The organism is Aquimarina pacifica (assembly GCF_000520955.1).
GTDB classification, from domain to species: Bacteria; Bacteroidota; Bacteroidia; order Flavobacteriales; family Flavobacteriaceae; genus Aquimarina; species Aquimarina pacifica.
The window spans coordinates 85,914-99,198 of sequence record NZ_JACC01000015.1; the positions used below are offsets into that span (position 1 = coordinate 85,914).

The 13,285-nt window shown below is 32.0% G+C and carries 11 protein-coding genes; 5 read left to right on the top strand and 6 right to left on the bottom strand.

The genetic code is table 11. The features are described 5' to 3' along the window. Nucleotides 1-6: 6 nt before the first annotated feature. Together DZ60_RS0110840 and DZ60_RS0110845 are read right to left on the bottom strand one after the other, a co-directional pair. Complete coding sequence (locus DZ60_RS0110840; protein WP_025742099.1) at nt 7-1,635, bottom strand: acyl-CoA carboxylase subunit beta; 1,629 nt, start codon at nt 1,633-1,635, stop codon at nt 7-9. Nucleotides 1,636-1,999: 364 nt separating this feature from the next. Continuing rightward, nucleotides 2,000-2,449 (bottom strand): hypothetical protein, encoded by a 450-nt coding sequence (locus DZ60_RS0110845; RefSeq protein ID WP_025742100.1) that lies wholly within the window; start codon nt 2,447-2,449, stop codon nt 2,000-2,002. 426 nt (nt 2,450-2,875) lie between these two features. On the opposite strand from DZ60_RS0110845, the gene DZ60_RS22920 reads away from it, so the two are divergent. The 3 genes from DZ60_RS22920 (at nt 2,876) to DZ60_RS0110860 (ending at nt 5,590) form a co-directional block, all read left to right on the top strand. Beyond that, nucleotides 2,876-3,058 (top strand): CAL67264 family membrane protein, encoded by a 183-nt coding sequence (locus tag DZ60_RS22920; RefSeq protein WP_034229427.1) that lies wholly within the window; start codon nt 2,876-2,878, stop codon nt 3,056-3,058. A gap of 120 nt (nt 3,059-3,178) precedes the next feature. Then, complete coding sequence (ettA, locus tag DZ60_RS0110855; RefSeq protein ID WP_025742101.1) at nt 3,179-4,870, top strand: energy-dependent translational throttle protein EttA; 1,692 nt, start codon at nt 3,179-3,181, stop codon at nt 4,868-4,870. A 27-nt stretch (nt 4,871-4,897) separates the two neighbouring features. Next, nucleotides 4,898-5,590: an HAD family hydrolase gene (locus DZ60_RS0110860; RefSeq protein WP_025742102.1), complete on the top strand. Its 693-nt coding sequence runs from the start codon at nt 4,898-4,900 to the stop codon at nt 5,588-5,590. A 45-nt stretch (nt 5,591-5,635) separates the two neighbouring features. Here DZ60_RS0110860 and DZ60_RS0110865 read toward each other — a convergent pair whose 3' ends face one another. After that, nucleotides 5,636-6,232: a pseudouridine synthase gene (locus tag DZ60_RS0110865; protein WP_025742103.1), complete on the bottom strand. Its 597-nt coding sequence runs from the start codon at nt 6,230-6,232 to the stop codon at nt 5,636-5,638. A gap of 436 nt (nt 6,233-6,668) precedes the next feature. On the opposite strand from DZ60_RS0110865, the gene DZ60_RS0110870 reads away from it, so the two are divergent. Then, complete coding sequence (locus DZ60_RS0110870) at nt 6,669-7,118, top strand: cold-shock protein (RefSeq protein WP_025742104.1); 450 nt, start codon at nt 6,669-6,671, stop codon at nt 7,116-7,118. 346 nt (nt 7,119-7,464) lie between these two features. Here DZ60_RS0110870 and DZ60_RS0110875 read toward each other — a convergent pair whose 3' ends face one another. Further along, nucleotides 7,465-8,601, bottom strand: a complete 1,137-nt coding sequence (locus DZ60_RS0110875; protein ID WP_025742105.1) for a TlpA disulfide reductase family protein — start codon at nt 8,599-8,601, stop codon at nt 7,465-7,467. 271 nt (nt 8,602-8,872) lie between these two features. Next, entirely contained in the window at nt 8,873-9,340 is a 468-nt protein-coding gene (locus DZ60_RS0110880; RefSeq protein ID WP_025742106.1) for a hypothetical protein, read from the bottom strand. 241 nt (nt 9,341-9,581) lie between these two features. Here DZ60_RS0110880 and DZ60_RS0110885 point away from each other — a divergent pair, with 241 nt between their 5' ends. Then, nucleotides 9,582-11,942 (top strand): cell surface protein, encoded by a 2,361-nt coding sequence (locus tag DZ60_RS0110885; RefSeq protein WP_025742107.1) that lies wholly within the window; start codon nt 9,582-9,584, stop codon nt 11,940-11,942. A 118-nt stretch (nt 11,943-12,060) separates the two neighbouring features. On the opposite strand, the gene DZ60_RS0110890 is transcribed toward DZ60_RS0110885, so the two are convergent. Beyond that, nucleotides 12,061-13,236: a Pycsar system effector family protein gene (locus DZ60_RS0110890; protein ID WP_025742108.1), complete on the bottom strand. Its 1,176-nt coding sequence runs from the start codon at nt 13,234-13,236 to the stop codon at nt 12,061-12,063. Between the last annotated feature and the right edge of the window lie 49 nt (nt 13,237-13,285).

A 13,285-nucleotide genomic window follows, 5' to 3' on the forward strand; every position in this document is an offset into this window, starting at 1 on the left:
TCGTTCTTAAGCTTGGATAACACCAAGATTGAATTTCTTTTCTATTGGTGCATGATTGGCTGCTTCTATTCCCATCGAAATAATTGATCTGGTATCTAATGGGTCTATAATTCCGTCTGTCCAGATTCTCGCAGCTGCATAATATGGTGAGATTTGCTCATCATATTTTGATTTAATTTTATCGTATAGCTTTTTTTCGTCTTCTCCAGAAATGGTTTCTCCTTTTTTCTTTAGAGAAGCAGTTTCTATCTGTAATAAAACCTTTGCGGCCTGCGATCCTCCCATAACTGCAAGTTCTGCACTTGGCCAAGCATAAATTAATCGAGGATCATATGCTTTTCCGCACATAGCATAATTACCTGCACCATAAGAGTTTCCGATGATAATTGTAAATTTAGGTACTACACTGTTACTAACAGCATTAACCATTTTGGCTCCATCTTTTATAATACCACCATGTTCGCTTTTGCTTCCCACCATAAAACCAGTGACATCCTGAAGAAAAACAAGAGGTATCTTCTTTTGATTACAGTTTGCAACAAACCTTGTCGCTTTATCAGCAGAATCTGAATATATAACACCACCAAATTGCATTTCTCCTTTTTTGGTTTTTACAATTTTACGTTGATTAGCCACAATGCCTACGGCCCATCCATCTATTCTGGCATATCCTGTTATAATTGTTTGGCCATAACCGGCTTTATATTCTTCAAAATCAGAGTTGTCGACCAATCGATCAATGATTTCCATCATATCGTATTGTTCATTTCTGGCTTTGGGTAAAATACCATAAATTTCTTTAGGGTCTTTTTTGGGTTGAGTAGGTTTACTTCTATTAAATCCTGCTTTATCAAAATCACCAATTTTGGACATAATGTTTTTGATGGTATCCAATGCATCTTTATCGTCTGTTGCTTTGTAATCTGTAACACCAGAAATTTCGCAATGTGTCGTTGCTCCTCCTAAGGTTTCATTATCTATACTTTCTCCTATGGCAGCTTTAACCAAGTAACTTCCAGCCAGAAATATACTTCCTGTTTTGTCTACAATCAATGCCTCATCACTCATGATCGGAAGGTAAGCTCCGCCAGCTACGCAGCTACCCATGACGGCTGATATTTGAGTGATACCCATACTACTCATAACCGCATTGTTACGAAAAATTCTTCCAAAATGTTCTTTATCAGGAAATATTTCATCTTGTAAGGGTAAGTAAACACCCGCACTATCAACAAGGTAAATAATAGGAAGTTTATTTTCGATAGATAATTCTTGAGCCCTTAAGTTTTTCTTTCCAGTGATGGGAAACCAAGCACCCGCCTTTACCGTTGCGTCATTGGCTACGATAATACATTGTTTACCGCTTATATACCCTATTTTAACGACAACACCACCACTTGGGCAACCACCATGTTCTTGATACATATTATCCCCGGCAAAAGCACCTATTTCAATTGGTTTCTTATCATTGTCAAGGATATAATTAATTCGTTCTCGGGCGGTCATTTTACCCTTGTCATGAAGCTTTTGTATTCGTTTTTCTCCTCCTCCTAACTTCACCTTGGTCAATCGTTGTCGTAAATCAGATACTAGAAGCTTATTATGATCTTCGTTCTTATTGAAGTTAATATCCATTTGTGTGTATTGTTTGCACGAAAATACAAAAAACGAAGAGTTTTATGAGTATATCAAAACTAATATGAATAAGATATCATCTGTACTCTTGGGATCTTTATTTCTGAACCACTAATAAACAGATTTTTAGAATAAAAAAAGGGGGCTTTAGTTGTTATGTTTCTAGTTTTGGATGTCTTGGTTTAGTGTTATTGTTTATAGTTGTTATGTTATAATGTGTTAACTTATAAAGAAAAGGGGAGCGGAGAGTTATATTAGAAAACTATTCTTTAGCCCCCGTTTTCGTTACAATTTGTTATTCTGAAAACAGTAAGTTCACACAATCAATAGTGGTATTAATGTCTTGCAAATAAGAAGAATGATTTTATGTTAATTTAAAAAAACCTTTGAAATAATATGTATACACATATCTCCAAGGGATTACTAATAAATTCAGAACTATACCGGCAATACAAATAAAAAGAAATGATTCTAAATTTTCATTGAGCAGATCATTATTTTTAGCAGGCAAATAGGTTCCTATAATCCAGGTAGTTTTATACAATAATTGAAGCAATAATACGGGAATTAGTTTTAGAGGAAATCTAATACCTAAAAAATTCAATAGAGAAAAAGATGCCCAAAAACTGATAGCTACGCCTGTTAAAGTATCCATTTGCTCAGTAGGAAAAAAAATAGCCGACCAATTATCGGATACCAAGCTGATAAAATTAATAAAATAAAGTATACGCATAATGTGCAATCGCCATTTGGGAGGGTATAAAGGCATAACATTATTAGAAAGTCTTTTTGTTGTCTCTTGTTGTGATTTCATGATTTTGGTGTTTTTTGGTAGACATCTTGGTTTCTTTTATAAGAGACGAGGTTTTTTGTAAAAAGGTTGTCTAGTGATTTTTATAAAACGTAATTTATTGTCCGTTTTGATGTTTTCTTAGTCCAAAAAGTAGAAGTAGTAATATACTTGGATAGGTGTTTTTAATGTGGAAATACGCATTACTCAAAAAAAATGCCTCCTACTTATTTGGATCGATTTTATAGATAATTTTCTCTGTTTACACAGGGTTTTTGTTTAAGTGTTGTTATTAGCTATAACATTGTAAAATTTGTTATAAAAATAGAGCGTTGAATGATTTTGCAGGACAAGAAGCTGGCAAAAACGTGTATTTTGCACATAAAATACCGATATTTGTAGCCGCTCTTTTAAAAATGAAGGAGTATACTAATAACTAAATAATGATTTATGGGAATGAATAAGAATACGGTGTTGGCCTGGGCAACTTTTATAATGATATTCGTGGGGCTATCACTTATTGCGCTGGGAGCATTTAGATATAGAGATGTTTCGGGATATGGTTTTGCAGCTGTAGGTGTTGGATTTTTTGCAATAGCGTGGGTTTTTAATGCTCTAAAAGGAAGAGTTTAATTTCGTACTGCTTTTTTAGTATTAGATTCATTTTTCTTGAAAATAACATCATTGAGTTGCTTTCAATTCATAGATTTTAATTAATAATTACACTATCATTTTAAAATAATATAAAGGCTTATGTCAGACGATAAAAAAGTAATCTTTTCTATGTCTGGAGTTACAAAAACGTATAAAAGCGCAAATACTCCAGTACTTAAAAACATATATCTAAGCTTTTTTTATGGTGCGAAAATAGGGATTCTTGGTCTTAACGGATCTGGTAAATCTACACTATTAAAAATTATAGCTGGAGTCGATAAGAACTATCAGGGAGATGTTGTATTTGCCTCTGGTTATTCTGTTGGTTTTTTAGAACAAGAACCTCAGTTAGATCCCGATAAAACAGTACTCGAAGTGGTTAAGGAAGGCGTTGCCGAAACAGTTGCTGTTTTAGACGAGTACAATAAAATTAATGATATGTTTGGTTTACCAGAAGTCTATGAAAACCCTGATAAAATGCAGGAGCTTATGGATAAACAAGCAAACTTGCAAGATCAGATTGATGCTAGTAACGCATGGGAATTAGATACCAAGTTAGAAATAGCAATGGATGCTTTGAGAACTCCTGATTCTGATAAAAAGATTAGCGTTTTGTCTGGTGGAGAAAGAAGAAGAGTTGCCTTGTGTCGTCTTTTATTAAAAGAACCCGATGTTTTACTATTAGATGAGCCAACGAACCACCTTGATGCTGAGTCTGTTCATTGGTTAGAGCATCATCTTCAAAATTATAAGGGGACGGTAATTGCTGTAACACATGATAGGTACTTCTTAGATAATGTGGCAGGATGGATACTAGAGTTAGATAGGGGAGAAGGTATTCCCTGGAAAGGAAACTATTCATCTTGGTTAGATCAAAAGGCAAAAAAATTAGCACAAGAACAAAAACAAGCGTCTAAACGTCAAAAGACATTAGAGAGAGAGTTAGAATGGGTGCGTATGGCACCAAAAGGACGCCAAGCAAAGCAAAAAGCACGTCTTAGTAATTATGATAAATTATTAAGTCAAGATCAAAAACAAGTAGATGAGAAACTAGAAATTTATATACCAAATGGTCCTCGATTAGGAACAAATGTTATAGAAGCTAGTGGAGTTAGTAAAGCTTTTGGTGATAAGCTATTATATGAAGATCTTAATTTTAACTTACCACAAGCAGGAATTGTGGGAATTATAGGTCCGAATGGAGCAGGTAAAACGACGATTTTTAAGATGATAATGGGAGAGGAACAACCTGATAAAGGAAGTTTTAATGTCGGAGAAACCGCTTCTATAGCGTATGTTGATCAAAGTCATAGTAATATCGATGTAGAAAAAACAATATGGCAAAATTTTAGCGATGAGCAAGAGTTAATTATGATGGGCGGCAGACAAGTAAACTCACGTGCATATTTGAGTCGTTTTAATTTTAGCGGTAGTGAACAGAATAAGAAAGTATCTACTCTTTCTGGAGGAGAACGCAACCGATTGCATCTTGCCATGACACTAAAAGAAGAAGGAAATGTACTGTTGTTAGATGAGCCAACAAATGATCTTGACGTTAATACACTAAGAGCGTTAGAAGAAGGTTTAGAAAATTTTGCAGGATGTGCCGTTGTTATATCTCACGATAGATGGTTTTTAGACAGAATTTGTACCCATATTTTGGCATTCGAAGGAGATTCTCAGGTATATTTCTTTGAAGGAAGTTTTTCTGATTATGAAGAAAATAAGAAGAAACGTTTAGGCGGTGATTTGATGCCTAAGAGGATTAAATACAAAAAGTTAGTAAGATAATTAGTACTGAGTTTTTATAAAAAACCTATGAGTTTATCCCAAATAAAAGTAATTGCCTTTGATGCAGATGATACATTATGGGTGAACGAGACTTTTTTTAGAAAAGCAGAAGAAGAATTTTGTATTTTATTAGAAGCGTATATGCCAAAAGAAGAGGCAAATACGCTTCTTTTTGATATAGAAATGAAGAATTTGCCATTGTATGGTTATGGTATTAAGCCTTTTACACTCTCATTGATAGAAGCTGCAATTACTATTTCTAAGGGTAATTTAGAAACTGAATTAATCCAAAAGTTGATCGAAAAAGGAAAACAAATGCTTCTTGAACCTGTAGAGTTAATAGATGGGATTGATCGTACTCTTAATGAACTGTCTAAAAAATATCGCTTAGTTATGGCGACCAAAGGTGACTTGTTAGATCAGGAACGAAAATTAATTAAGTCCGGATTAGAGAAGTATTTTCATCATATAGAGATTGTTTCTGATAAAACTGAAAAACAATATCGTAAACTCATTCGTCATCTTGATATTACAGAACAAGAATTTTTGATGGTGGGTAATTCTTTAAAATCAGACGTTATACCTGTGCTTAATATTGGTGCACACGCTTTTCATATTCCTTTTCATACAACTTGGGTACATGAGATGGTTGATCAAGAAGTTTGTCATCCAAATTTTAAGAGTTTTACCCAAGCAAGTGAATTATTGACTATTTTGTAATTTAGTCACTAATGTTTATAAATTGATAGCTTACAACTAATTTCCTTATTGTACATTATTCGGTTCTAGTATTTTCACTTCTCCTATGTGCATATCCTCTAGATATATGTTGCCGATACGAACACGTATTAATCGAAGCGTTGGAAAGCCAACAGCAGAAGTCATTTTTCTAACCTGACGAAATTTACCTTCATTAAGTGTAATTGACACCCAACTTGTAGGCCCATGTCTGCTATCTCGTATTTTTTTTGATCTTTGAGGAAATATAGGAGGGGTATCTAGTTTTTTGGCGGCACATGGTTTTGTGCTATATTTTTTACCATCAAAACCAATTTCTACCCCCTGTATAAGCAAATTAATGGCTTCTTGAGTTATATTACCATCTACTTGGGCATAGTATTCTTTTTCGATTTTTTGGCTGCAAATATAATTACTGATTTTTCCGTCGGTAGTTAACAATAGTAATCCTTCGGATTTTTCATCCAACCGACCGATAGCCATAACTCCCTCAGGAAAATCAAATAGCTCACCTAACAATTTTTTAGAATTTTGCTTTTGTCCATTATTAACAAATTGACTTAAGTAACCATAAGGTTTATAAATCATAAAATGGAAATGATTTTTTTCTAAATCTTTATTCATTTATGATGTATTTATTCAATTTTGGACTTAAATTACAAAATAGGATAAGAAGACTTTTGAAAGCTAATTAATGGCTGCGAAATTACGGATTTATGATGACCTATGGGGTTTTAGAAAACGATTTTATAAGATTATTTAGTGTCTATTTGGTTTTAGGGATCCTAAATTTTTTTTATAAGTGTTAAATATGAAAGATAATAACGAATTAACTAAAGTCTTTTTTAATATTAAAAAGTATGACCTATCTTTGTGACAGTTTTACATGTGTAAAACACAATTATATTTCCTCGTTATTGCGACAATTGGGTAAATTATAAGGTGAAGCAATCTTGATATTGTCATTTTCTAAGCATTCCTATAGTATTTCAATGACAACCGTACTATCTATAGGTTCAAATTAGATTCAATTTTAAAAAAAAAAGAATAAAAATAAAATATGGCAAAATCACAACAGACATTTAGCAAGATAGAAAAAGAGAAGAAGAAGCTAAAAAAGCGCGAAGAAAAACAAAAGAAAAAACTAGAGCGCAAAGCTAATTCTAATAAGGGTAATGGGTTAGATAGTATGATTGCTTATGTTGATGAGAACGGGTATATGACAGATACTCCGCCAGACCCTACTAAAAAGAAAAAGATTAAAGCAGAAAATATTGAGATAGGTGTTCCTAAGCGAGAGAAAGAAGAATTCGACCCCGTAAAAAATGGAAGAGTAGCCTTTTTTAATGACTCAAAAGGGTATGGATTTATTAATGAAGAAGAAACACAGGAACGTTATTTTGTGCATGTTAATGGATTACTACAAGAGGTAAGAGAGAATGATAGAGTTACCTTCGAACTTGAACGTGGCCCAAAAGGAATGAATGCCGTCCGTGTCAAAAAAGCATAAATACGATATCTTATACATTCTATAATTTTTTTAGAGAAGTATTAAACAACAAAATTGTTATAAGTAAAAACTCACTATTAAGTAATAGTGAGTTTTTTTATGTATTTCATACTGATACCACTAAGGTTTTACTTTTGATTAACCGTGAGTAAATAAAAAAATAAATCATGTTTTGTACTAAGAGAAAGCAATTCGTTGCTACTGTAATATTATTTTTAGTGCATTTCTAAGCTTTATTAAAAGTCTAAAAAGTGTTTGTATTGTAAGGAATGGTAGAAGAAAATGGATTAACAAAAAGGCCGTCTGAAAAGACGGCCTTTTATATTATAAAAATACGATTGATTTTTTAGAGTGATTTTTGTTCAAGAAGTTCAGATATTTTATCTTCTAATGCTTGACCTCGAAGGTTTTTCGCAATTATATTTCCTTTATTATCAAGAATGAATGTGGCAGGTATTGATCGAATACCATAGGCTCTGGCAATAGGTTCTTGCCAGAATTTTAAGTTAGAAACATGATTCCATTCTAGATTATCTTGAGCAATTGCTTGTGTCCATGCATCTTGTTTCTTGTCTAGAGAAACTCCGATAATATTAAGACCTTTGTCATGATACTTGTTATAAAGCTTTACCACATTTGGGTTTTCTATTCTGCAAGGTTTGCACCAAGATGCCCAAAAATCAATGATTGTAATTTCACCGAGAGATTCTTTCAGTGATAGTAACTTCCCTTCTGGTGTCGGAGCAGAAAAATCTTGTGCTGCACTACCAATTTCAATTTTCTTTTGAGTCGATTTAGAAACTTGATTAGAAATAAGTTGATTTAAGTTTTTACCAAGTCTAGAGGTTTTTACTGTATCGTCAACAGCATCAAATTTTTCTTTAGCTTGCGATGCAGGTATTTTTTTTAAATTTAATAAATCCGTAATTGCTAGCACAGAAATAAGAGAACTAGGGTTGTTGTTCATCATTTCTTTTCTATATGAATCTTCCTTTTCTACCAATTCTTCTCTTTGAACACTTATTTTTACTGCCTTTTCAGACTCACCTGCTTTCGAAGCAGCTTGATATTCTCTATTTAGTTTGAATTTTTCGTCACTATAATTCTTAATTGTTTTTAAGTAGCCAAAAAATAATTCATTTTCAGTTCCCCCCTTTACAATTGATGAGCGCATACTATCTTTATAGATAGTCATTTCGATAGGATTATTTTCAGCTAAAAATAATACATTCCCTCGTAGATCTTTAAAAGTTATGTAATTAAAGTCATTAGTTTCTGGCGGTGGGAGAGCGATTTTAAATTTTTGCTCTTGTATAGTTGTAGAATCTATAATTATTGGCCTGTTAGACTGGCTAATAGCATTTATATACACAGTGGTTCCTTCTTCAAACCCTAATGTATCAGCTGTTATCATATATCCTTTTTGATCTTTTTGACAAGCTACAAGTAGGAAAGTTGTAACGATCAATGCAATTCTTTTCATAATAGTTAGATTAATTCAGCGTAAAAATAAAGAATCAATAGTATATACTCCAAAAATTAACGTGATAGATAAAAATAATTGGTAAGATCTTAAGAAAATTTGATTTGATATTAGCATATAGATCTGATATCCCCAAGTTCGAAGGGTAAATACGGTAAGAGTTGAAAAATTAGTGCTAAAATAAAAAGCAACTCAGAAAAAGTATAACCTTTTTCGAATTGCTTTGTTAGTATAGTCAAAGTACTTAAGCACTTTTTCTAGTTTTTTTCTTTTAAAAATCTGGGGTAACACTACTTATTTCAGAAGGAATGAATGTATTGGTATTAACAACCATGGTTGGGTTATTAATATTTTCATAAACATATTGACGGCTCGTAATTTTCTGGGAATTTCCAGAAATTGACGACTTCATTATAATAGAAGGTTGTTTGTCTTTTTCGCCTTCTTTTAAAGTAGTAATAGGTGAATCATAGGAACCATTTGCAATCACTCTGGATCCACTATCAATGATAAAAGTAATTTCGGTATTGTTTTTACTCTTTAATTGTACGCCTTCTTCAATTATTAATACCGATCCATTAGAGATGGTAATATTGTCATCGATAATATAGGTTGTATTTTTGTTTAGCGTTGTGTTTTTTAGTAAAATTTTTGGAAGTATTTCTTGATCATCTTGGGCATTTATCAAATTAACAGCTAGAAATAATACGATAATTAGGGGTATGTAGTTTGTTCTCATATTTTGGGGTATTTTATAAGATTATTCCTCTAAGTTAGTGATAATTATTGTAAAAATATGCTTTACATCGATTTTATTTGCGGTTTAACCGTAATTAGATTAATATTTACATGTATATATCGGCAATTGTTTTTCTGAAGAATGTAAATTCAAGTTATCGACTATCATTTAATTAATTGTTAATATTTCTTGATAGTATTTGCTTTGTCTTATTTTTGTTATACTAAGTAAATAAAGGAATATGAGGGTTTTTGGTCAAGATTTTCCATTGGATATATGGATTAGTTTTTCTAAGTTTTTTGAACAATATCGAGAGTTGTCAAAAAGTGATAATAAACTTATCCAAGATAGAGCGCAACGTATTCTCAAAATAGCTGAAGAGTACCCCGAACTAGAAACAGGAATAGAGAGTGAGGATCGTGTGAATGAATTATTGCCTCAAATTCAACTAGTTCTAGAAGATACTTTTCCGGTAATCCTACAGAATAACGAGATTAAAATTGCCACAATACCTTTTCATTACACGGTTTTAAAATCTACAGATAGATATGAAAGCATATTAAAAAATGCAGGTCCTGATTTTGAACCGCAACTAAAAAACTTAGATGAAGACCATTATTTTATAATGGGATGTAGTATGATTTTAGGAAAATACTATAATTATAATATAGATTTTAAACGTCCTTTTTTTTATGATATCCCTGATAGTCAAGGGGTAATGAAGCATTATAGAGTTCTTTATAATGGGGATTTTATCGATATCATTAAGACCGATAGGGCAAAAGACATTACAGATGATGATGTAGCAGAGCTATTAGATAATTTTGATAATATTGATATTTGGAAAGAAAAATTTCCGCCTTATAGTTGGATTTTTAAAGGAGTTGTATTGGCTAATATGTTTGATGTTACAACAGATGTATCTCTATCTGATTTTAAAACAAGTTTGATTAGATATGATAAAACTCAAATAGACTTTGCTAACAGTTTTCAAGAGATTTTTAGAGCAATTTTTAACTTGCGTGAGATCGAAGTAGGGTTTTCTAGTTATAATGAAGAAGAAAACATGTTAGAACGAGTTCCTTCAAAAGATATAAAGAGTTACATTCTATGCGATAAATTTTCGGATGATTGTGAAAAAGCTTTATGTAATGGAACACATAAACATTTATTCGAAAAGTTTGCCTATTTCTCTATTTCTGATGTTGATAAATATGCGAAACGTGCACCCAAGGAGTTAATGTATGCCAAATTAAAAAAACAAGGGATTAAAAGTGCGATACTAGCTCCCATTAAAAGTCAGGATGGCCTGTTAGGGATTTTAGAAATTGTGTCTCCTAATATTCATGAATTAAATAGTATTAATGCTAATAAGTTGCAAGATGTAATGCCTTATTTAGTAGATTCTGTGAAGCGTTCTAAAGCAAAGTTTGAGAATGAATTAGAATTAATTATACAACAAGAGTGTACGTCTATTCACCCAAGTGTCCATTGGAAATTTAAGGAGGAAGCGAAGCTATTTATGAGAGCCATGATCGATGGTAACCCAGTATCGTTTAGAGAAGTTGTGTTTGAAAATGTATATCCTTTGTATGGGCAAATAGATATTAAGGGATCTTCTGAAGCCCGTAATCTTGCGGTAAAACAAGACCTTGTTTTACAACTTAAAGGAATATCGGTTGTCATTAATAAAGTGCTGGATATTGACCCACTTCCTATTTATGAGCAATTATATTTTAGAACTGAACAGTATATAAATGGGATTTCTGATACGCTACAAGTAGATAGTGAACAGAAGATTCTAGATTTTATAAAAAAAGATATAACGCCATTATTCAAACATCTCAAGAACAAAAATGTAGAATTAGATGTTTTGATGAATGAGTATAATGAGATGCTTGATAGCGCAATAAAAACGGTGTATAAACATCGTAAAGATTATGATGATTCTGTTATGTTGATTAACAAGAAAATGGCTGCTTTATTAGATCAGAAACAAGATGAGGCTCAAGGGATGTACCCTCATTACTTTGAACGTTTTAAGTCAGATGGAGTAGAGCATAATATGTATATAGGAGAGTCAATAACAAAACAAGATAGTTTTAATAAAGTATACCTGTATAATTTAAGGTTATGGCAATTACAGTTAATGTGCGAAATGGAAAATGCATATTACCAGATAAAAAGGGAGTTGCCCGTGGCCTTGGATGTAGCTTCTATGGTGTTGGTATTTAATGCATCGTTATCGGTAAGGTTTAGAATGGATGAAAAACGTTTTGATGTTGATGGTACTTACAATGCAAGGTATGAAGTGGTAAAAAAACGAGTTGATAAGTCAAAAATAAAAGGAACGGATCAGCGAATCACCGAAAAAGGAAAATTAGTGATTGTATATTCACAGCGATCAGATGAAGAAGAGTATATTAAATATATTAACTTTTTGCAATCTAAGAATTACCTTGAGGATGAAATCGAAATATTAGAATTAGAAGATTTACAGGGAGTTACGGGGTTAAAAGCGTTACGGGTTAATATTCTATATCATAAAGATGAGTATGAACAAGAGTATTATACTTATGAGGATTTAATGAAAGAGTTATAGACTAAGGATAGTCGTAGTTCGAACATGTGCAGTTTACTTATTTGCCAACTAGAGTAATATTATAAGTTTCACAAACTATATATTGGTGTCTTCGTGGTGAAGTGCCGCACTCCTCAATTTACTGTAGTGTATTAAAAGCAACTATAAAGGAGATAGCAGAAGTCAGAATACCTATCATAAAAACGGTATATGTTATACGTAATATTTTATACTTTTTGTGTAATACCTTACCTAAAAAATATAAATCCTTTATCATCGTATCATAAATATAATCTTTATCCGCCATAAGCTCACCCATAGCCCATTTGAATTCATTCAAAGGCATTTTATGAAAATTACCAAAAAACAATAGATTCACCTTTTTTTCTTCAATTTCTTTTCTGGTAAATTCACCACTCGTAATATTGGGTCTTGTTGCTAATACCGATAAAATAATAGAAGCAATACAAAATACAATAAAAATCATTGTAGGATATATAAGATATTGATTCGAAGGGTTATCTAATTTGGGAATAAGATTAGATAAAGCAAGAGAGATAATAATTGCGTTTACAGAAAGTAGAATGTTCGCCTTCGTATCAGCAATATCACTTAATTTTAAGTGATTTCTTAAGGTAACCCTAAATAATGTTTGTATGCCTTTTTCAGGACTTTCTTCTTTCAACATTTTTTTTAATTGCTCTTTTTTCTTGTCCTTTTTCCGTTTAGATTGTTTTTCTATCATTTTAGATAGGTTTTCTTCTTTTTTGTCTGTCCAATGTGCTTTGGCATACTCGGTATAGTATGTATGTTTGTTTTTAAATAAATCAATATTTGTTTTTAACCAATCAGAGATGCTTAAATCAACAATTTTATTAATTTTAAACTCTTTTCGTAATAATTCACTAGCTTCAAAAAAATAGTCTTTTGCAAAATGTGAGGCGTCCGCATCTCTAATAATTTTTTCCATCTGATTCGTAGGAACATGGTCCATTTTGGTAGCCATAATTTGCAGACAAACTACATCAATTATATTTTGAGATACTTCTTCCTTAGAAAGAAAATCTTTGGTGATTTCGACACTATATTCTTCATGGTCATGAAAACTCTTACAGTACCCCGTATCATGCAATAAAGCCGTTAATAGTAAAACTTCTTTATCTTCCTCTGATAAATCGGTACTATCAATGATTTCTTTTGTACTTTTAAATACTCTTTTGGTATGTGCGTAATTATGATAAACACAGGACTCAGGTAGTTCTTTTTCAAAAAGTTGAGAAACAAAATGATCTGTTTTTTCTATAAGGGAAGACATAAGTTTATTTTTTCATTAACCAAAATAATTAAAATAAAAGAGATTATAG

Coding starts and splice junctions, on each gene's coding strand:
- DZ60_RS0110840 (WP_025742099.1), bottom strand. CDS start 1,635: ATGGATATTAACTTCAATAAGAACGAAGATCATAATAAGCTTCTAGTA.
- DZ60_RS0110845 (WP_025742100.1), bottom strand. CDS start 2,449: ATGAAATCACAACAAGAGACAACAAAAAGACTTTCTAATAATGTTATG.
- DZ60_RS22920 (WP_034229427.1), top strand. CDS start 2,876: ATGGGAATGAATAAGAATACGGTGTTGGCCTGGGCAACTTTTATAATG.
- ettA (WP_025742101.1), top strand. CDS start 3,179: ATGTCAGACGATAAAAAAGTAATCTTTTCTATGTCTGGAGTTACAAAA.
- DZ60_RS0110860 (WP_025742102.1), top strand. CDS start 4,898: ATGAGTTTATCCCAAATAAAAGTAATTGCCTTTGATGCAGATGATACA.
- DZ60_RS0110865 (WP_025742103.1), bottom strand. CDS start 6,232: ATGAATAAAGATTTAGAAAAAAATCATTTCCATTTTATGATTTATAAA.
- DZ60_RS0110870 (WP_025742104.1), top strand. CDS start 6,669: ATGGCAAAATCACAACAGACATTTAGCAAGATAGAAAAAGAGAAGAAG.
- DZ60_RS0110875 (WP_025742105.1), bottom strand. CDS start 8,601: ATGAAAAGAATTGCATTGATCGTTACAACTTTCCTACTTGTAGCTTGT.
- DZ60_RS0110880 (WP_025742106.1), bottom strand. CDS start 9,340: ATGAGAACAAACTACATACCCCTAATTATCGTATTATTTCTAGCTGTT.
- DZ60_RS0110885 (WP_025742107.1), top strand. CDS start 9,582: ATGAGGGTTTTTGGTCAAGATTTTCCATTGGATATATGGATTAGTTTT.
- DZ60_RS0110890 (WP_025742108.1), bottom strand. CDS start 13,236: ATGTCTTCCCTTATAGAAAAAACAGATCATTTTGTTTCTCAACTTTTT.